Source organism: Mesorhizobium sp. M0587 (assembly GCF_040320945.1).
Lineage (GTDB): Bacteria > Pseudomonadota > Alphaproteobacteria > Rhizobiales > Rhizobiaceae > Mesorhizobium.
On record NZ_JAMYQP010000002.1, the window covers coordinates 238,796 to 256,561 of the forward strand.

General features: G+C 61.5%; 21 protein-coding genes. 12 read left to right on the top strand and 9 right to left on the bottom strand.

Translation table 11 applies throughout. From position 1 onward, the window contains the following. The 4 genes from NKI49_RS02840 to NKI49_RS02855 are packed head-to-tail and all read right to left on the bottom strand — an operon-like array spanning position 1 to position 4,557. The gene (locus NKI49_RS02840; protein ID WP_352598440.1) at positions 1-1,101 is read right to left on the bottom strand and encodes a glycosyltransferase family 4 protein; all 1,101 of its coding nucleotides are present in this window, start codon (positions 1,099-1,101) and stop codon (positions 1-3) included. Further along, positions 1,086-2,378 carry a TIGR04295 family B12-binding domain-containing radical SAM protein gene (locus NKI49_RS02845; protein WP_352598439.1) on the bottom strand — a complete coding sequence of 431 codons (1,293 nt, stop codon included), beginning with the start codon at positions 2,376-2,378 and terminating at the stop codon, positions 1,086-1,088. Before NKI49_RS02845 ends, NKI49_RS02840 begins: the two co-directional genes overlap by 16 nt. Further along, a complete protein-coding gene (locus tag NKI49_RS02850) occupies positions 2,375-3,454 on the bottom strand; it encodes a GDP-mannose 4,6-dehydratase (protein ID WP_352598438.1) in 1,080 nt (359 codons plus the stop codon). The genes NKI49_RS02845 and NKI49_RS02850 overlap by 4 nt, the downstream gene beginning before the upstream one ends. Then, on the bottom strand, positions 3,451-4,557 hold the full coding sequence (locus tag NKI49_RS02855; protein ID WP_352598437.1) for an NAD-dependent epimerase/dehydratase family protein: 1,107 nt from the start codon (positions 4,555-4,557) through the stop codon (positions 3,451-3,453). Before NKI49_RS02855 ends, NKI49_RS02850 begins: the two co-directional genes overlap by 4 nt. A 216-nt stretch (positions 4,558-4,773) precedes the next feature. On the opposite strand from NKI49_RS02855, the gene NKI49_RS02860 reads away from it, so the two are divergent. Continuing rightward, entirely contained in the window at positions 4,774-5,046 is a 273-nt protein-coding gene (locus tag NKI49_RS02860) for a hypothetical protein (protein WP_352598436.1), read from the top strand. Between the two features lie 232 nt (positions 5,047-5,278). Here NKI49_RS02860 and NKI49_RS33345 read toward each other — a convergent pair whose 3' ends face one another. Then, positions 5,279-5,938 (bottom strand): response regulator, encoded by a 660-nt coding sequence (locus NKI49_RS33345; RefSeq protein ID WP_352598434.1) that lies wholly within the window; start codon positions 5,936-5,938, stop codon positions 5,279-5,281. 274 nt (positions 5,939-6,212) lie between these two features. Here NKI49_RS33345 and NKI49_RS02870 point away from each other — a divergent pair, with 274 nt between their 5' ends. Together NKI49_RS02870 and NKI49_RS02875 are read left to right on the top strand one after the other, a co-directional pair. Then, positions 6,213-9,323 (top strand): CheR family methyltransferase, encoded by a 3,111-nt coding sequence (locus NKI49_RS02870; protein ID WP_352598433.1) that lies wholly within the window; start codon positions 6,213-6,215, stop codon positions 9,321-9,323. Beyond that, on the top strand, positions 9,320-9,712 hold the full coding sequence (locus NKI49_RS02875) for a response regulator (protein WP_352598432.1): 393 nt from the start codon (positions 9,320-9,322) through the stop codon (positions 9,710-9,712). Before NKI49_RS02870 ends, NKI49_RS02875 begins: the two co-directional genes overlap by 4 nt. Positions 9,713-9,716: 4 nt before the next feature. On the opposite strand, the gene NKI49_RS02880 is transcribed toward NKI49_RS02875, so the two are convergent. Further along, a complete protein-coding gene (locus NKI49_RS02880) occupies positions 9,717-9,956 on the bottom strand; it encodes a hypothetical protein (protein WP_352598431.1) in 240 nt (79 codons plus the stop codon). 206 nt (positions 9,957-10,162) lie between these two features. On the opposite strand from NKI49_RS02880, the gene NKI49_RS02885 reads away from it, so the two are divergent. Together NKI49_RS02885 and NKI49_RS02890 are read left to right on the top strand one after the other, a co-directional pair. Beyond that, the gene (locus NKI49_RS02885; protein WP_352598430.1) at positions 10,163-10,429 is read left to right on the top strand and encodes a hypothetical protein; all 267 of its coding nucleotides are present in this window, start codon (positions 10,163-10,165) and stop codon (positions 10,427-10,429) included. After that, positions 10,426-10,644, top strand: coding sequence for a hypothetical protein (locus tag NKI49_RS02890; RefSeq protein ID WP_352598429.1), 219 nt, complete (start codon positions 10,426-10,428; stop codon positions 10,642-10,644). Before NKI49_RS02885 ends, NKI49_RS02890 begins: the two co-directional genes overlap by 4 nt. Positions 10,645-10,743: 99 nt before the next feature. On the opposite strand, the gene NKI49_RS02895 is transcribed toward NKI49_RS02890, so the two are convergent. Continuing rightward, positions 10,744-13,101 carry an FdhF/YdeP family oxidoreductase gene (locus NKI49_RS02895; RefSeq protein WP_352598428.1) on the bottom strand — a complete coding sequence of 786 codons (2,358 nt, stop codon included), beginning with the start codon at positions 13,099-13,101 and terminating at the stop codon, positions 10,744-10,746. 190 nt (positions 13,102-13,291) lie between these two features. Here NKI49_RS02895 and NKI49_RS02900 point away from each other — a divergent pair, with 190 nt between their 5' ends. The 3 genes from NKI49_RS02900 to NKI49_RS02910 all read left to right on the top strand — a co-directional run bounded on the left by NKI49_RS02900 (position 13,292) and on the right by NKI49_RS02910 (position 14,564). Further along, positions 13,292-13,510, top strand: coding sequence for a hypothetical protein (locus NKI49_RS02900; RefSeq protein WP_352598427.1), 219 nt, complete (start codon positions 13,292-13,294; stop codon positions 13,508-13,510). Positions 13,511-13,583: 73 nt separating this feature from the next. Then, positions 13,584-14,186: a diguanylate cyclase gene (locus NKI49_RS02905; protein ID WP_352598426.1), complete on the top strand. Its 603-nt coding sequence runs from the start codon at positions 13,584-13,586 to the stop codon at positions 14,184-14,186. A gap of 141 nt (positions 14,187-14,327) precedes the next feature. Continuing rightward, positions 14,328-14,564, top strand: a complete 237-nt coding sequence (locus NKI49_RS02910) for a hypothetical protein (RefSeq protein ID WP_352598425.1) — start codon at positions 14,328-14,330, stop codon at positions 14,562-14,564. Here NKI49_RS02910 and NKI49_RS02915 read toward each other — a convergent pair. Then, positions 14,561-14,692: a hypothetical protein gene (locus NKI49_RS02915; protein ID WP_352598424.1), complete on the bottom strand. Its 132-nt coding sequence runs from the start codon at positions 14,690-14,692 to the stop codon at positions 14,561-14,563. The genes NKI49_RS02910 and NKI49_RS02915 overlap by 4 nt on opposite strands. Positions 14,693-15,113: 421 nt before the next feature. On the opposite strand from NKI49_RS02915, the gene NKI49_RS02920 reads away from it, so the two are divergent. The 4 genes from NKI49_RS02920 to NKI49_RS02935 are packed head-to-tail and all read left to right on the top strand — an operon-like array spanning position 15,114 to position 17,336. Beyond that, positions 15,114-15,416, top strand: a complete 303-nt coding sequence (locus NKI49_RS02920) for a hypothetical protein (RefSeq protein WP_352598423.1) — start codon at positions 15,114-15,116, stop codon at positions 15,414-15,416. Next, a complete protein-coding gene (locus NKI49_RS02925) occupies positions 15,413-16,633 on the top strand; it encodes an NRAMP family divalent metal transporter (RefSeq protein WP_352598422.1) in 1,221 nt (406 codons plus the stop codon). Before NKI49_RS02920 ends, NKI49_RS02925 begins: the two co-directional genes overlap by 4 nt. Beyond that, positions 16,633-16,992: a hypothetical protein gene (locus NKI49_RS02930; RefSeq protein WP_352598421.1), complete on the top strand. Its 360-nt coding sequence runs from the start codon at positions 16,633-16,635 to the stop codon at positions 16,990-16,992. Before NKI49_RS02925 ends, NKI49_RS02930 begins: the two co-directional genes overlap by 1 nt. A gap of 2 nt (positions 16,993-16,994) precedes the next feature. Beyond that, the gene (locus NKI49_RS02935) at positions 16,995-17,336 is read left to right on the top strand and encodes a hypothetical protein (RefSeq protein ID WP_352598420.1); all 342 of its coding nucleotides are present in this window, start codon (positions 16,995-16,997) and stop codon (positions 17,334-17,336) included. Between the two features lie 46 nt (positions 17,337-17,382). On the opposite strand, the gene NKI49_RS02940 is transcribed toward NKI49_RS02935, so the two are convergent. Beyond that, positions 17,383-17,706 (bottom strand): hypothetical protein, encoded by a 324-nt coding sequence (locus tag NKI49_RS02940; protein ID WP_352598419.1) that lies wholly within the window; start codon positions 17,704-17,706, stop codon positions 17,383-17,385. Positions 17,707-17,766 lie beyond the last annotated feature (60 nt).

Here is a 17,766-nt window from a genome sequence, read left to right on the forward strand (position 1 = left end):
TCAGCGCTCCGCCATGGCCGAAGCCGCTTTGTCGTATACGCCGCGCATGGCCACCGCCTGGCGTGCGAGCGAGAACTTGCGGCTCCGGCGGGCGGCGGCCTCGCCGAGCTCTCGCCTTCGCTGTGCATCGCTGGAGAGACGACCGATGCAAATGGCAAGATCGTGTGGGTCCCGCGCATCGAAGAACAGCGCCGCCCCGTCCCATAGTTCGCGGTAGGTGGGGATGTCGGCGAGCACCAGGGGTATCGACGACGTCGCGGCTTCCAGCACGGCAAGGCCGAACGGTTCGTAAAGCGAGGGCGACACGAAGATGCCGGCGCGCGTCATCAATGAGCGCACCTCCTCATACGGCAGCGGGCCGAGAGGAACGGCGTGCTTGAAGACGGCACGTTGACCATCGGGAGCTTGCATCGAGCCGGCTGTGAAGATGGGCCATTCAATCAGGGGCGCGGCTTGGTCCAAAACCGCCGCATTCTTACCTTCGTCCCACCAGCGAGCCGCGGCAAAAACAAGCGGTTGGCGCCTTTCTGCTTTCGGGACCGGGCGGGCACCGTTGCTGACGATGCTGAGGCGCGCGATCGGCCCATAGCAGGTTCCGAGCATGTCGGCATGGCTGCGGCTCGGTGCAATGACGGCGTCCGCCCGGTCGAAGCCGCGCCTGTTGCGCTCCTTCTGCCAGACCCACGCACCGTCCACCGCCTGTCCCTTGACGGCATGGAACCAGGTCACCACGCAGGAATGCGAGACCACCACGACCGGGCAGGGCGCGTCGAACCCAGCCGCCTGCGTCGGCGCGTTGAGATGGACGAGGTCGACCGCATGGTCACGGATGGGCGCACGCAGTTCGTGCGACAACACATCGAGATCATCGGCGTTGCGGGTCATCCAGTCCGGAGGCGTGTTCAGCCAGATCAGCGTCGTGAAGGACTGTGCTTCCTCGGCTTGCTGGCCGGACGGCTGGGGACCAACACCGGCAAGCAGCACGCTGTCGCCGCCCTTGACCAGTTCCCGTGCCAGGTCCAGCGCATAACGCCAGACGCCGCCCACGGCATCAACGGTCATCAGGATGCGCCGCGAGCGCGGGGTCAATGTCCGCAACATGTGGCCTCCAGCTCCGCCAGCGGACGCGGGCGCTTCTCCTGGATGTCGCTGAACGTCTGGAAGGATGCGAGGTAGTGGTCATGCGCGCGTTCCCAGGCGAGGTCGTCGGGCTCTCCCCAAAGCTCGCGATAGCTGGGTGAACTCGGATAAGGATAGAGAGGCACCGGTTCGTTGGCCCATACGCCGTTGTCGATCAGGTGTTTCCGCCAGTAGTCGACCAGGGCAGGGTCATCCTCGACGACGCCGATCAAATTGGCCTGGACGAAAGGAACGTGACGTCTCGCGTCGACCAGCAGAGCGGCGAGTTCCTCGGTGCCCAGCCGGCAACGCTTCGCCAGCATGGCCCGGCCCTCGACCGTCAAACTTTCGAGGCCCGCTTCGATGGAGACGCAACCGGCGGCGCCCAGCAACTCCAGTAACTCCGGCTTCCACAGATCGATGCGGGTCTGCACGCCGAATTTCACGTCGCGATCGACCAATGCCTCCAGCAAGGCCTTCTGTGGCAGGAAGATCTCGTCGATGAAGTAGATGTAGCCGACCCCTTGCGCGATCAGGCGATCTATTTCGGTCACGACCAACTCGTGCTTCCGGCGGCGATAGGCATCGCGAAAATCCATCTTGGCGCAGAAGCTGCAATTGTACGGGCAGCCGCGCGACGCCTCGACCTCCGCGCCGAAACCCACCTGTTCATCGTCGAACCTGTGATGGTGATGCGAGTGGGCGGCGATCCACTCCGATGGCCAATCGAGCGGCGGGTGATCGACGAACGAACTGGCGTGGACACCACCGTTCGAGACTAGTTTCGCGTCCTCGATATGGGCAGTGGACGCCACCGCGCTCCAATCGTCGCGCCGTGCAAGTTCCGCGACGATCTCCTCGCATTCGCCGCGCACGACGATGTCGACGCCAAGCTTGCGCAATGTCGGCGCCGGCGTCGCCGATCCATGCGGCCCAACCGCGACGGTGCGTCCGCCCCGTCCGGCAAGACGGTTGAGGAAATCGGCCGGGACGCGCAACTCCGGCGGTGCGCAGCGCCAGAACAGATAGGTCGGCGCGGTGCTGACGACGGTCATTGCCGGCTCGAAATCAGCCACTTGTTCGGCAAGACCGGAATTGTCCAGCTTCTGAAGTTGCCCATCCAGCATGAGCACCTCATGGCCGGCTGCTTCGAGCAGGGCTTTCGAGTAGCCGAGTTCCAGCGGCAAATGCGGTTGGCGGCAGCCGAAATAGATGCTGTCGTCGTAGGTCCAGAACGGGTTGACCAGGGCGATTTTCATGCGACGTACCTCACGACTTGGGGCTGCGGCCCCAGCCGATGACGCTGCAGCCAATCGGCGAGGTCGCGGACACCTTCGTGCCAGGAGACATGGGCCTTCCAGTCGAGCGTGGTTTCGATCTTGCTTGTATCGGCGACGAAATAGGGCTGGTCGCCCGCCCGTTGGCCCTCGTAGCGGATCGATAGCTCTCGACCGGTCAGGCGGCTGATTTCGCTCAACAGCATGCGCAGGCTGAGGGCATTTTCCGGCCCGCCGCCAAGATTGAACGCCTCGCCCTTGATCGTCCCGATTCGGTTGAGCACGGCCCGGTAGGCCGCAACCGCATCGGCGACGTGCAGGATGTCGCGCACCTGCCTGCCGTCGCCATAGATGGTGATCGGCCGTCCTGCCAATGCGCTGAGCAGGAAGTGCGCGACCCAGCCCTGATCCTCGGTGCCGAATTGACGCGGGCCGTAGATGCAGCTCATGCGCAGGACCGCCGTCGGGATGTCGTAGGATTTGGCATAATCGAGCACATACTGATCCGCAGCGCCTTTCGAGCAGCCATAGGGTGTGCGGAAATCCAGCCCGCGGGTCTCGTCGATGCCACTGGCGCGGATAGCGGGGTCGCAAGGCACGCAACGGTCGCCTTCGTCGCGAACCGCGACGTCGGGGAGACTGCCATAGACCTTGTTGGTACTGGCGAAGATCACCGGGATGGGATCGCCGCTCCGCCGGACCGCCTCCAGGACGTTGAAAGTTCCCCGGAGGTTGATGTCGAAATCCTCGGCCGGCTGAACCAGGCTCGTCGTGACGGCGGTCTGCGCGGCAAGATGGAAAATCGCCTTGGATCGTCGCAACACCGGCGCCAGGGCGACAGAGTCCCGCACATCGATGGTTTCCACGGCAAGGTGGCTTCCATGCTTGTGCGCCAGCCATTCGAGGTTCTGTTCGACGCCAGGGCGGCTGAGATTGTCGATCACCAGCACCGGCGCACCGTCCGACAACAGGCTGTCGGCGAGGTTGGACCCGATGAAGCCGCTGCCGCCGATGACGGCGACGGGGGCTTCGCGACGGTTGCGAGTACCCGGTCTCATGACACCAATCCGCGTTCTTCGAGTTCGCGCTTCATGTCGGCGCCGCGATCGACGGCGCCGGTGTTGCGCACCCATGCAACGAAGCCGTCGAGCGAGTTCTCCAGTTTCTGCCGCGGCTCGAAACCGAGCAGTTCACGCGCCTTGGAGATATCGGCGAAGCAGTTACGAATGTCGCCGGAACGTGCCTTGCCGAGCAGTTCGGGCGAGCGGTCCGGCGTTCCCATGGCCTCGGCCAGCAGCCGGGCGACCTCGCTGATCGTATAAGCCCGGCCGCTGCCGATGTTGATGACATGGCCTTTCGCCTGGCGCTGCTGGAGCGCCAGGCGAAAGGCGCGGGCGACATCGCGTACATGAACGAAGTCACGCTTCTGCTCGCCATCCTCGAAGATCATTGGCCGTTGCCCATTGGCGAGACGGGCGGCGAAGTTCGCCAAGACGCCGGTATAGGGATTCGAAAGCGCCTGCCCGGCGCCGAACACGTTGAACAGGCGCAACGCGACCGCATCAATGCCGTAAGCTTCGCCGAAGATAAGCACGGCGCGTTCCTGCGCGTATTTCGTGAGCGCGTAGATCGAGGCGAGATCGACCGGCTTTTCCTCGTCCGTGGGCAATGGCGAGAGGGGTTCACCGTCCGGCGAACGAGGATCCCATTGGCCGTTTTTGATGTCGCTCGCCTGACGCCGGGCATTGTCGATGCGCCGGCCATCGGGCGTGGCATAGAGGCCTTCGCCATAGACACTCATCGACGAAGCGACGATGATCCGCTCGACCGGTTGCTTGATCAACGCCTCAAGCAGCGTCGCGGTGCCGAGATCGTTGGTGCTGACATAGCGGGCGATTTCGTACATCGACTGGCCGACGCCGACTTCGGCGGCCAGATGAATGACCGCGTCGACGCCTGCCAGTGCCTTGGCGACGGCTTCGCGATCGCGAACGTCGCCCTTGATCAGTTCGGCTCCGGCGGGAAGGCTGACCGCTTCGCCCGCGTGCACCTGTTCCAGCAGCGCATCTAGAATGCATACCGAATAATCGTGCTCAATGAGTTCCTGGGCGACGTGGCGGCCAATGAAACCGCAGCCCCCTGTAACCAATATGCGTTTCACGACAACTCCTCGGGCAAATGGCCTTGGCGTTCCGAACTTTTTGGCAAAAGGTTTGTTCCCGCGCTTCAACAAAGTTCCTCGGCTGATGTCTTCCAGGAGCAGGAAAACGCCCCTCGACCAGCCCCGCCGTTCGGGAACATTGCTGCTTCCGTGCTGTTAGGAAGCACGATTTGCCGCCGCCGAATTGGCGAAGACCGAGACCGAGAGGAGATTTCGATGTCGCAATCACGGACGACCACCAATCACGACGAGATACGCAAATGGGCCGAGGAGCGGGAAGGCAGGCCGGCAGTGGTACGGACCAAGGGCGAGGGCGGCATCCTGCGGATCGACTTTGGCGCGCCCGAGGAGGCATTCGAGCCCATTGAATGGGATGAATTCTTCCGGATATTCGATGAGAACGACCTGGCTTTTCTTTACCAGGACGAGACCGGCGGCGGGAAAGCCAGCCGTTTCAACAAGTTCGTCGAGCGTAACCAGAAGAGTTGATCAGGCAGGCTGCCGGGCTTGCGAAATGTTTGCGATGCGGTGGAACAATTGATGACCCAAGCGCTTCGGCCTTGAACTGGATTTACAGCTATCGGAGCAGGCCGCCAACCGGCCGAACTGGTCTTGATGACGTCCTGCTTGCTCGCAGCAGGGCAGCTACGCCACGGGCAGGTTCATGGCGCAGTGGGCTTGGTCGTTTCAGCCAAGGGAGCTTCGGCTCGGAAGGTGAAACTCAATGCAAGAGGTTTGCGCCGCTGGATTTCGCCACGTCCCTCATGATGCCGTTGAGCCAGTCTTCGGTCGACAAGCCGGCCTGCCTGCGGTCAATGTCCTGGATCGCTCGCTCGAGCGTCCTTTCGACCAGCCGGTCCGAGGCATCGACGTCTCCGAGCAAAAGGCGCGCCGCAAGCCGCAGTTTGGGCAAAAGCGAAAACACGTCGTCAGACGAATTTGGCGCGGGGCCGGCCACCCGGCCCGACGTTTGCGTCGGGAAAAGGGCATTGAATACAGCCTGGCCGCCAGAGGACTTTCGCAAATTGCTGGCATAGCGAAGATGCTGGGGAATGGCGATATCGCTATCGCCGCTAAAGAACACGAACGGCACGCCGCGACGCATCAGCTCGTCGGCGATCGGAAATACCCGACGGCCATTGAGATTGACGTCGAGGATTGCAGCCTCCGCCGCCTCGGTGTGAACGGATGCCTGTTCGATCGTCGCCGCGGGACCAAGTACGATAGCGCCCATATTGCTGAAATATCGCGCAAGATCGCCTGCCAGCATCCATTCGTCCTCGACGATCAGAATATGCACACCCCGGAGATCGTGCATCTCGTCATCCTTTCTTCGATCGGGATTTAGCATGGACAGCCCGAGCTTGCCGACATCTGTCATCCACCGCGACCTGCAGGCGTTTCGCAAGCACCAGCATCCGGTCCGGCACGGGTCCCGTATCGGAATGGTCGAGCAATTCCGGCGAGGCTGACGTGGTTTGCGTCCCGAGCCTTATTTCAGAAGGACGTCTTGTCATTGGAACACCATGGGCACCGGATTAACGTCATCCCCACCGACTTGTTCCGCCTCTCCCGCGCGCTATATCCTCATGTCCTGTCCAGCCGGGTCCTTGAGAGGATTCCGTGTTCGGGCTGGCCGAGAGCGGGGGCATGCCGTGACAACGCAGTTGAAGAGATTTCCCATCGCGGGAATAGGCGCGTCCGCTGGTGGGATTCCCGCCATGGAGGGTCTGTTCAAGGGAGTGACCGGTCAACCCGGCATGGCATTCGTCATCATCACGCATCTCAGCCCCAAACGGGAAAGCCTGCTGCATGAGGTTGTCAGGCGCTACACGGCAATGCCGGTTGCGGTGATCGAGGACGGCATGACCGTTCAACCGAACCATGTCTATGTGATGCCGCAGAACGTCGTTCTGACCATCGACAGGGGTGTTCTGCACCTGCGGCGGCCCAATGGGTTCAGCCAGGAGCGCAAACCCATAGATATCTTCTTCAGTGCGCTTGCCGAGGACCAGGGCGAGTACGCTGTCGGCGTCATCTTGTCCGGGGGGGATTCCGACGGCACGTTAGGGGCCAAGGCGATCAAGGAGCGGGGCGGGCTCACCGTCGCCCAAATGTCCGACGGCTACGGTCCGCGCAACCCCGACATGCCGCAGAGCGCGATTTCCAGCGGGCTCGTCGATATAGCGGTGCCCGCCGAGGAGATCGGGGCGAAGCTGGACGCATTCGCCCGCAGCTTCGACACGCTGAACGGTCTGGCGGACGATGACAGTGACGAAACGGCGGAGCTGAACAAGGTCCGCGACGAAATCTACGGCATATTGCGCAGCCGCTCGGGCCATGATTTCTCCGGCTACAAGACCAGGACATTCCTGCGTCGCATAAAGCGGCGCATGCAGATCGCTCAGCTTCAGTCGATCAGCGTCTATATCAAATGGCTGAAGGAGGATCCTCGCGAGGTGATGAACCTGTTGCGCGACCTGCTGATCAACGTCACTAATTTCTTCCGCGATCCCGAGGCCTTCGCAGTGCTGGAGAACCTGATCGTACCGCAGCTTTTCGAAGGCAAGGACGCCAGCGATGCCGTCAGGGTCTGGGTGCCCGGATGTGCCACCGGCGAGGAGGTGTTCTCCATCGGCATGCTGTTGCGCGAGCATATGGAGAAGCTTCCGGCGGCACCGCGCGTCCAGATATTTGCTACCGATATAGACGAACCGGCGCTGGCGGTGGCGCGCGCCGCACGTTATCCCGAGGCCTTGCTGAAAGGTCTTTCACCCGAACGCCGGGAGCGATTCTTCAACAATGATGGCGAGAGCTATGTGCTCAGCAATGAAATTCGGGAGCTGTGCATCTTTTCGCCTCACAGCGTCATTCGCGATCCACCCTTCTCGCGCATGGATCTGGTCTCATGCCGCAACCTGCTGATCTACTTCGGCACAGGCATCCAAAATCGCGTAATCCCCGTTTTCCATTACGCACTGAAACCCGGCGGCTATCTTTTCCTCGGCACATCCGAAAGCGTCGGCCAGCACGATGATCTGTTCGCCACTGTCGACAAGAAACATCGCATCTTCCAGGCGCGCGAACACGCGTCGCCGCATGTCAGACTGCCGGTGCTGATCGGCGATGGCCGGTCGGGCGCCTTCCCGCACGAAAGTACCGGCGCCAGGAAGGGAGCGCCTGGCTATCCGCTTCGCCAGGCAGTCGAGGCGCAGGTGCTCGAGCGTTTCGCGCCACCGCATGTACTGGTCAATGGCGATGGCGACGTCGTTTATTATTCCGCCCGCACCGGCAGATATCTCGAAGCACCGCAAGGCATACCCAGCCGGCAGTTGCTGACCATGGCGCGCCGTGGGCTAAGGCTCGACCTGCGCGCCGCGCTCAGGGAAGCGACGACGACACGCCGTACCGTCGTGCGGGAAAACCTCACCGTCGAGGAGGACGGCGAACGGGTCCAGCCGATCAAGCTCACGATCGAGCCGCTGGCGGAGCGCGACAATGGTGAACCGCTTTATCTCGTCCTGTTCGAACCGTCAGGCCCAGTGCAGGCCCGGTCCGGCATGGATGGCGAGAGCCGTGAAAGCGACAGCACAGCCGATCTCGAACGGGAGTTGCGCGACACAAGAGAGCGCCTGCAATCGACGATCGAGGAATACGAGACCGCTCTGGAGGAGGTGAAGTCGTCGAACGAGGAACTTGTCTCGGTCAATGAGGAGGCGCAATCCACCAATGAAGAGCTTGAAGCCTCGAAGGAGGAGATGCAGTCGCTCAACGAGGAGCTCAACACCATCAATGCGGAGTTGACCAGCAAGATAGAGGAACTCGATCACGCTAACAGCGATCTGCGCAATCTGTTCGAGAGCACTGAGATCGCAACCATTTTCCTCGACCGCAATCTGGTGGTGCGGACCTTCACCCCGGCGGCTTCGTCCTTCTTCAGCCTGCGTCCCTCCGACGTCGGCCGTCCGTTGACGGATCTGTCGAGCCAACTCGACTATCCCCAGTTGAAGCCGCATATCGACAAGGTATTCGAGACAGGCGAGACCCTGAACCATCACCTCGCGCGCGATACCAAGGGCCGGTTCCACATGGTCCACATCAATCCCTATCGGGATAAGAGCAACAGGATCCAGGGCGTGGTGGTGACATTGGTCGACGTGACCGTCCTGGCGCAGGCGGAAGAGCATCAGCAAGTGCTCATCTCGGAGCTCAACCATCGGGTCAAGAACATGCTGGCGGTCATCGTCAGCATCGCCAATCGCACCCGGGAAAGTTCGGAAACGAAAGAGGAGTTCGCACAGGCGCTTATCGGCCGCCTACATGCCATGTCACGGGCCTACGGCCTGCTGTCCCGGGAACGCTGGAAGGAAGCCTCGGTCAAGAAGTTGCTTCACCAGGAAATCGAACCGTTTGGTATCGACCGGTTCGAACTCGAAGGCGAAGAGGTGAAACTTGGCCCGCAGCAGGGGCTTTCCCTCAGTATGGCCATCCATGAACTGGCCACCAATGCGGCCAAATATGGCGCTCTGTCCAAGCCTCGGGGCAAGGTGGTCGTGAAGTGGTCGAGTGACGATGACGTGTTCACGCTCGCTTGGCGGGAGAAAGACGGCCCCGCTGTCAAGGAACCCGCGAGCACCGGCTTCGGCCTGACCCTGTTGCAAGGGGAGATCGGCTACAGGCTTGGCGGCAAGGTCGAGACGGCCTTCCTTAAGGATGGTCTCAGCGTCGAGATCCTGTTCCCGGCAAATCACAAGGAGGGGTCGTGAACGATAGTCCGCGCGTTCTGATCGTCGAGGACGAATGGCTGATCGCGGAGGATACCGCGGCTGGCCTGCGCGCCGCAGGCTACCAGGTGGTCGGCCCGGTCCCGTCTGTAATCGCGGCCCTCGAACTCGTCGACACAGATAAAATCGACGTGGCATTGCTGGATATTCAGTTGAACAATGAAACAAGTCTGCCGATCGCGGAGACATTGCGGGCGCGCGGCATTCCTTTCGCGTTCATGACCGGATTCGGAGAGCGAGACGTTCCGGCCCCATTCCACGACTGCAAGTACGTGCCGAAGCCCGCAATCGAAGCCGCCATTCTGGCCACGGTGGCCGATCTCCTCGCGCCGCCTCGCAAGGCCTTTATCCCGCCATTATCCCAAGGGTAGCCGCTCAATCCACTGGCTTGTCGGTAGGCCGCGGTGTGGTGCCCGACTGACGCCGCGCGCCGGCGTTGCGGTTGGTCACGGGATTGTCGAGCGGAACGGTTGATGGCCGGGGCGCTCCGGCGGTCTTTGGCGTTGGCGGTTTTGCACCTGCATCCGTATCGCTGGCATCCCGTTTTGGATGCGGCAGGCCGCCGGCACTCGGCGAGCGGATGGCGGGTTTGGATGTGGAGTTGTCGTTGACCATGACGATATCTCCTCTGGCCCGTGGATGTTCCGAAGGTCAATCGCCGGCACTGTCGAAAGTTCCGCAGCCGTCAACGACGCTGTCGATGGCGTTGTTTGCGGTGCCAGGGATAGCGCGGGCAGCTTTGTCACTCCAGCGCGGCAGGTTTTCTGGTTCGAGCGGGAACAACCCGCGGGTCCGGCAGTTCGGCGCGCAGGAGCAACAGAATGCAATACGCCGAAGAAATCGCGCTCAGGCGCGTGAAGATGCTGGTGGAACAATACGTTCTCGCCAGAAGCAGAAGATACGATTTCGTCTCGACGGAATTGGCCTGCAAGGCCATTCGGGAAGTGGTGCGGAGCCCGGTCGAGGATACCGAACTGGACAACATGTTGGCCCGGAGCGCCTTCAAACAGGGCCTTTCGGTGCGATTCGACCGGAAAGGGCACTGGCACGCTGCGTTGCCGGCATCCGACCAAGGAGGACCGGGATGAGAGCGGCTTTGTTTGCGCTGACGGCTCTGATCTCCCTGGCTGGGTGCAACAACAACGCCGATCCGGTCAAGTCCAAGACCGATACGACGAACAGCCAGCCGGTCGACAAAAACCCGACGACAGACACGAATCCAACCCCGCAGACCACGACCGGCGGGGATCAGCAGGGCACCCAACCAAGCCAACCGGCATCTCCCAAGCCTTCTGGCGGTTAGTTTCAGTCGCGGTTTTCTGTTATTTTCGAACAGCCGCTTCGGACCGTCTTTTCGGGGCGGGATACCGTCAAAGGCGCGATTATCGATCGCCCATTTCAATCATCTGGTTGGCGACATCGAGGCGCGGCCTGCGCCTGCCCTTTGAACTCGGCTTGCCTGGCTGACAATTCTGACTGGAACCGACTTGGCCGCTGGAACGTGAGCCTTCTTGGCCCGATGCCACAGCGGAACCAGGGGATTGAGTTCCGGATAATAACCGGCGCAATTGCCCTCCGGCACCGAATAAGGCGTGACGCGTAGGCCCCGCACGCGACGCTCCACGCCGTCATCGGCATGGGTTTCGAGATCGACCTCCTGCCCGGCGCTCAGCCCGAACCGCTGGATGTCCGCCTCATTCATCAGCAACACCATGCGGGTGCCGTGGATGCCGCGTAACCTGTCATCATAACCATAGACGGTGGTGTTGAACTGGTCGTTCGAACGCACCGTGATCAGCGTCAGCACATTGCTGCCAGTGACATCGATATCGGGATTTGCCTCAAGTGTCGTCGGCAGCTTGAAATTGGCCTTCTTGTTGGGGGTCTCCCAAACGCGTTTCGATGCCTTGATATCGCGGTGGAACCCTCCGGGGGTAAGAAACCGCCTGTTGAACTGTCGAAAATGCTGCGGATAGCAACGCTCGATTTCGTCGCGAATGCGAGAATAGTCGGCGACCCAGTCATCCCACGGGATCGAGCTCATGCCCGGCACCGTGGTCTTGGCCAGTTCCGCAACGATCATCGGCTCTGACAGCAGATTGGGCGAAGCGGGGGGACGCGAGCCGAAGGAGCCATGGATGCAGGCAGTGGAGTCTTCGATGGAAACCGTTTGATCGCCGCTAGCCTGATGATCTCTTTCCAGCCGTGACAGGCAGGGCAGCAGATAGGTGACTGCTCCCGGCAGGAGATGACTTCGATTGAGTTTGGTCGCGATCTCGACATGCAGGCCAAGTCCGCGCCATGCCTTCTCGACCAGGCCGGTTTCGGGCACGGCACGCGTGAAATTGCCGCCCAGGCCAACAAACCCCTTCACCGAGCCGGCGATCACGCCTTCACAAGTCTCGACCGTGTCCAGGCCTTTCTCGCGCGGCGGCTCGAAAGCATAGAATTCGGCGAACTTGTCGAGCGGAACGAGTTCGGGTTTTTCGGATATGCCGACGGTGCGCTGGCCCTGAACGTTGGAATGGCCGCGCAGCGGCGAAATGCCGGCGCCGGGCTTACCAATATTGCCGCGCATCAGCAGGAGATTGCACAGCATCTGGACGTTCTCGGTGCCATGCCGATGCTGCGTCAGACCCATGCCGTAATTGCCGATCACCGCGTCCGAACGGCCATAGACTTCAGCGACGTGCTCCAGATCTGTCCGCGCGATGCCAGACCGTTGAACGATGTCCTTCCAACTGGTGGCGCGCAGGTAGCCCTCGAATTCGGCGAAGCCGTGCGTGTGCTCCGCAATGAAATCGGTGTCGAGAACACGCGGGGCGCCGAGGTTCCTCGCAGCGTCGTCGAGTGCCAGTACCGCCTTGGCAATGCCGGTCATGGCGGCGATGTCGCCGCCGGCGCGGATCTGGAAGAAATCGCTCGACATCTTGGTGCCGGGGCCGGGCGACAGCATCTCAACTGGATCCTGCGGATTCTTGAACCGCTTCAGCCCTCGCTCCGGCAACGGGTTGAAGGTGAATACCGGCACTCCGCGCTGACGCGCGTCCTGCAACGGATGCAGCAGCCGCGGCGCCGTCACCCCGGTGTTGTGGCCGAAGAAGAACATCATGTCGCATTTGGAGAAATCGTCGAGCTGCACGGTTCCAACGGGCGAGCCGATCGATTCGGGAAGGCCGACCGAGGTGGATTCATGACACATGTTGGACGAGTCCGGCAGGTTCGACGACCCGTAGATGCGCGCGAAGAGCTGATACATGAAAGAGGCTTCCAGCGAGGCCCGGCCGGACGTGTAGAAAACGACCGACTTCGGATCGAGCCGCCGAAGCTCCATCCCGATCTCGCCAAAGGCGTCATCCCAGGAAACCGGCTCGTACCGGTCGGTGATGGCGTTGTAGCGCAAGGGATCCGTAAGTCTGCCCTGCTTTTCCAGGTCGCGGTCCGGCCAGTCGAGCAGCTCCGTGACCGTATGTTGGGCGAAGAAATCGGGGCCGCAGCGCAGCTTGGTCTGATCCCAGATGGTAGCCTTCGCGCCGTTCTCGCAAAATTCGAAGGGCCTCGGCTCGGCCGGCTTCGCCCACGAGCATGAAACGCACATATAGCCATCAGCCTTGTTCTGCTTGAGCAGCGTGCTCCATATTCCCGATAGAAGCAGGCCTTCGCCATATGCCTTGCGGACCAATGACCTCAGCGATCCCCATCCTCCTGTCGGGTGATCGTATTTCTTCGTTTCGATGCGATCGGCTACGGCGGGTTTCATGGACGGCGTCCTCGCAAGCACGGATACCGAACCCGGCCCGCCCTTGATTGTTCCCGCGCGTCCGTGAATTCGGGACATCGCGTGATCAATTCCGACCGGCGTCAATCTCCAAGGTTCGGCGGCACCGATCGCGGTCCGCTTGTGGAACTATTTTCATGATTGGCTGTTCGGCAAGGGAAGGAGGCGGGCAATGGAGCGACGCAACGCAGTGATTTCGCTGGTGATAGCGGCAATCGTCATCATCGGCTTTCTGATAGGCTTCCTCTATGCCGACATGGGCTGGCGCACCTCGCCATTGAAACGGGCGCCCGAGCAGAACCAGGGCGGCAACGCCCCGCAGGACACTTCGCCGGCCGCCGGCATCAAGAAAAATCCGAACGAAAATACCGAGATGCCGCGGCAGCCATAGGCAGCGGCTCGATAGCAACAGGGCCAGCTCCGACAGGGAGTGGCTCCCGGCCCACCGATGCGAAGAGGGGAAGATGCTGTCCGATCCTACCGTGCTGATCCTGATGTATTTCGTGCTGCCGGTCTGGTTGGCAGCCGGATTTGCCGACTGGCTTTGTCATCGAGCCTCCCATATCGAATCGACGACCGGCGCCAAGGAATCCCTGATCCACCTGCTGATGTTCGCCGAAGTGGGAATACCCTTGTTGGCCGCCATGTTCCTCGACGTGAATGCCTTGGTGATCGCCGTCATGATCGTCGCCTTCTTCGTCCATGAGGCGACGGCGATATGGGACGTGCGCTACGCCACGACGGCGCGCACCGTCGCGCCGGTCGAACAGCATGTTCACAGCTTCCTGGAAATGATCCCGCTGATGGGGCTGGTCAGCGTCGTTTCGCTTCATTGGGGCCAGTTTCTCGCCCTGTTCGGGGCAGGGCCGGAAACCGCACGCTTCGAAATTGTTTGGAAATCGCAGCAGCTGCCCGTGACCTACATTGCTTGCGTGATGATCGTAATCCTGCTTTTCGAACTACTCCCCTATGTGGAGGAGTTCGTCAGGGGGTTGCGGGCCAACGCCGGCCGACTGATCCCGCCGAAAGCAAGGCGAGGCAATTCCGGCCAGACAACATTGCGCTGACGCGATTGCCCGGCAGCAAGTCGTACCGATTACGGTGCATCGGACATGGTGTCCCAGCCGGGCTGGAATGCGGGTGTTTCCTGCGGAACATTTCTGCAGGTCCGGCTGTTGAAGGGCAGAGTACCGGTCCGGAGTACGACGATGGGGTTCTTTTCCGATCTCGACAAGAAGCTGACGGAGAATGTCTATGAGCATGGCAGCCAGCTGACCGATCCGGCTGCGGACCTCCCGCAGGCGGTCATGGATACTGTCGAACGGCTGATGCCCTTCGTCCAGCCCGAGGCGCGCGAGACGGTCAGAGTCCAGATTCTCGGCCTGATCCGCGAGTACAGGATCGACCATCCTCAAACCGGCACCGAAACAGATCGTCCGGCTTAGCCGTTCTGGTCTATTGCATGAGGGGCTGGTTGGCTCCCGCCGTTCCCGGTCGGCTCGCGCCCGAACCACAGCCAGGCCGCGAACACCACGATCAGCACAATGACTATCCAGGCGATGAGACGAGGCATTGGGTATCCTTCCTGTCAGACGTCCGTACATCAGTCCGGCTGTGAGCTTGCCGCTTTAGAGTGGCGCCTCCCTCGTGCTTTTTAATCCGGCGATCGATGCTTTGTTCCGCTGCGGCTTTCAGGCCGTACCACAAAGCTCCCCGCCGGCTTTTAGCTGACCACCACTGATTGGCGGCTTCGATTTGACGGGCTCACCGGGCGCTCTAAATCAATGTGGCGCGCCTGACACTGTTTCGTTCAGGTGGCGGGGGAGACCATTCGCGTGGCGCACCGAACGCCTGCTGTAGCCTTTCGAGGCGGTCATCTTGGTCTCGACTGCGCCGTCCTGCTGTTGCTCATGGCCGTGTCGTCTGCATGCTCGCCCTCCGACCCGATCGAGCAGCAATCACGCACTGCCGCCTCCGCGGCGCGGACCGTTTCCATGACGCTCGATGGCTGGATGGCAGGGACGGCACCATCCGCATACATTTCGGATACACTGCAATCGGTCGGCAACACCCTTACCGACATCGACGCGCAGATCCGATCGGCCGGATTTGCCGAACTCGGCGAGCAAACCGCCTTGGCGGCTGCGGTCAAGGACATGTCGGTCGCCGTGGCGCGCGCTCGGGCAGGGGTGCTGGCGGGCCGTCGCCCGGACGTGCAAGAGGCGCAACAAGATGTTCGGGCAGCTTCGCGCTCGCTCGCCGCCGCCTACGCCAGATACTTCGCGCCGAAGCCATGAAGAAGCTGTTGGAAATATCGCTCGGCGTCGTTACCAGCGTTGGCGGATTCCTTGAAGTCGGATCGATGGCGACGGCGGCCCAGGCGGGTGCAGCCTTTGGTTTTCAGTTGATCTGGGCGGTGGTTCTCGGCACCATCTGCATCATCTTTCTCGTCGAGATGGCCGGACGGTTCGCCGCCGTGAGCCATCACACCATCGCCGACGGAATCCGGGAAAGATTTGGCTTCACCGCCTTTCTTTGGCCGCTGGTTGCAATCCTCCTTGTCAATTTCCTGGTGATGTCCGCCGAGATTGGCGGCGTTGCCATCGCGCTCGAACTTGCCACCGGCATTGGCTTCCAGTGGTGGGCTCTGCCGGTGGCCTTTCTGGCATGGCTGTTGCTGTGGAAAGGCACGTTCGGCTTCATCGAGAAAGGCGTATCGATCCTTGGTCTGGTGACGTTGTGTTTCGTCGTCGGGGCGGTGATGCTGAAGCCCGACTGGAGAGCGGTCGCGACGGGGGCTGTGCCTACTCTGCCGGCGCATGACGCGGCCACTTACTGGTTCATGGCAGTCAGCATTCTCGGCGCCTCGATATCGCCCTACCTGTTCATGTTCTATTCCTCGGGCGCGATCGAAGACCAGTGGGACGAAAGCTACCTTGGAGCCAATCGGGCCATAGCCGGATTGGGTATGACCTTCGGTGGCACGATCTCGGTCAGTGTGCTGATCGTGGCGGCTCTCGTGCTCGCGACGAACGGCATCGATCAGGTGGACGATTATCATCAATTGCCGCTGATGCTGATTCCGATATTCGGTTTCTGGGGCTTTGTGCTGTTCGTCGCCTCGCTGGCCATCGCCTGCTTCGGCGCCGCGCTCGAAGTCGGGCTGCAACAAGCCTATCTGGTGGCGCAGGGTTTCGGCTGGACCTGGGGCGAGAACCAGAAGCCGCGCGACAATCCGGGGTTCAGCAGCGTCTACACCTTGTCGACGTTTCTCGCCGCCGTTCCGATCGCGCTCGGCCTCGATCCGCTGCGGCTCACCATCTTTTCCATGGCACTGACGGCCGCCAGCCTGCCGCTTAGCGTGGTTCCCTTCCTCTTCCTGCTGAACGACAAGCGCTATGTCGGCGAGCACCGCAACGGCGTCATCTCGAATGCCGCGGTCATCTTCATCATCGCGCTCGGTTTCGTGCTCGCCGTCGTGACCATTCCCTTGCAGATATTCGGAGGCACATGATGGATTTGCTGCGCGATATCCTCGACAAGCAAGTGGTCGACCGCGAGCAGGTCAAGATCGGCAAGGTCGACGGGCTGGTCGCCGAATTGCGGCCAGGCAAGCCGCCCAGAATCGTTGCGATCGAGCTCGGCGCCATCACCCTGGCCCGTCGTCTTGGGGCGCGGCCCGGGCGCTGGACGGCGCAACTCGCGGCAAGGCTGGGCGGCAAGCGGCATGGCGAGCCGCACCGGATAGCGTGGAACAAGGTGCAAGATATCGGCGTCGATATCCAATTCGATATCGATGTCCGCGAGACGTCGATTTTCGCCTGGCAGGACTGGTTGCGCGATCATGTCATCGGACGCATCCCGGGAGCTTGATGATGACCACGGTCAACCTCGAACATCTGGCAGGACGCCGCGTGCTCTCGCAGCGCGGCAAAAGCATCGGTCATATCGAGGAGATACACGCCGAACAGGACGGCGACGATCTCGTCGTGACCGAATTCCATATCGGCGTCTATGCCGCGTTCGAGCGTTTATCCGCTTCCGCCATCGGCACGGCGGTGCTCGATTTCTTTCGTCTGCGCCGCGGCGAGGGTTTGTATCGCGTTCCCTGGGACATGCTCGACATCTCCGATCCGGCACGGCCAAGGCTGCTTCGTCCGATGACGGAGCTTCCGCGCATGAAGGGCAATCCCGGTCCTGGTCAAACCGGCAGGTAGGGCCGATGATTGGGCGGTCCCGTTTCGGCGCACCGCCGTGAAGGCTTCAGCGCAGTATGCTTGCCGCCAAAAAGGCCGCGGCTGCCGTCAGAACGACAACTCCGATCACCAGCAGCGGCCAATTGCTGCGGGGCTGAAGTTCAGGCTCGCTCGCCACCGGCCGCATCGCATTGGCGAAAGTCGCATCGTTCGTGAATTTTGGCTGGCGTGTATGTTTCTCATCCGCGATCGGGTTCTGGGTATCGGCCGCTTCGGCATCCGTCTCAAGAGGTGCCACCGCAGGGTCGAATCCTGGCGTCTTGTCGCGCGTGGCGCCCGCCTGAATTTCACCTCTGGTCGCGGCAAGACTGGATTTGGGAACCTTGGCCATGATCATCTCCAGAGAAATGAATGCCGAGCATCTTCGTATGCCGCCGGAGCGAACTCGGCC

Coding starts and splice junctions, on each gene's coding strand:
- NKI49_RS02840 (WP_352598440.1), bottom strand. CDS start 1,101: ATGTTGCGGACATTGACCCCGCGCTCGCGGCGCATCCTGATGACCGTT.
- NKI49_RS02845 (WP_352598439.1), bottom strand. CDS start 2,378: ATGAAAATCGCCCTGGTCAACCCGTTCTGGACCTACGACGACAGCATC.
- NKI49_RS02850 (WP_352598438.1), bottom strand. CDS start 3,454: ATGAGACCGGGTACTCGCAACCGTCGCGAAGCCCCCGTCGCCGTCATC.
- NKI49_RS02860 (WP_352598436.1), top strand. CDS start 4,774: ATGTCGCAATCACGGACGACCACCAATCACGACGAGATACGCAAATGG.
- NKI49_RS33345 (WP_352598434.1), bottom strand. CDS start 5,938: ATGACAGATGTCGGCAAGCTCGGGCTGTCCATGCTAAATCCCGATCGA.
- NKI49_RS02880 (WP_352598431.1), bottom strand. CDS start 9,956: ATGGTCAACGACAACTCCACATCCAAACCCGCCATCCGCTCGCCGAGT.
- NKI49_RS02885 (WP_352598430.1), top strand. CDS start 10,163: ATGCAATACGCCGAAGAAATCGCGCTCAGGCGCGTGAAGATGCTGGTG.
- NKI49_RS02890 (WP_352598429.1), top strand. CDS start 10,426: ATGAGAGCGGCTTTGTTTGCGCTGACGGCTCTGATCTCCCTGGCTGGG.
- NKI49_RS02895 (WP_352598428.1), bottom strand. CDS start 13,101: ATGAAACCCGCCGTAGCCGATCGCATCGAAACGAAGAAATACGATCAC.
- NKI49_RS02900 (WP_352598427.1), top strand. CDS start 13,292: ATGGAGCGACGCAACGCAGTGATTTCGCTGGTGATAGCGGCAATCGTC.
- NKI49_RS02905 (WP_352598426.1), top strand. CDS start 13,584: ATGCTGTCCGATCCTACCGTGCTGATCCTGATGTATTTCGTGCTGCCG.
- NKI49_RS02910 (WP_352598425.1), top strand. CDS start 14,328: ATGGGGTTCTTTTCCGATCTCGACAAGAAGCTGACGGAGAATGTCTAT.
- NKI49_RS02915 (WP_352598424.1), bottom strand. CDS start 14,692: ATGCCTCGTCTCATCGCCTGGATAGTCATTGTGCTGATCGTGGTGTTC.
- NKI49_RS02920 (WP_352598423.1), top strand. CDS start 15,114: ATGACGCTCGATGGCTGGATGGCAGGGACGGCACCATCCGCATACATT.
- NKI49_RS02925 (WP_352598422.1), top strand. CDS start 15,413: ATGAAGAAGCTGTTGGAAATATCGCTCGGCGTCGTTACCAGCGTTGGC.
- NKI49_RS02930 (WP_352598421.1), top strand. CDS start 16,633: ATGGATTTGCTGCGCGATATCCTCGACAAGCAAGTGGTCGACCGCGAG.
- NKI49_RS02935 (WP_352598420.1), top strand. CDS start 16,995: ATGACCACGGTCAACCTCGAACATCTGGCAGGACGCCGCGTGCTCTCG.
- NKI49_RS02940 (WP_352598419.1), bottom strand. CDS start 17,706: ATGGCCAAGGTTCCCAAATCCAGTCTTGCCGCGACCAGAGGTGAAATT.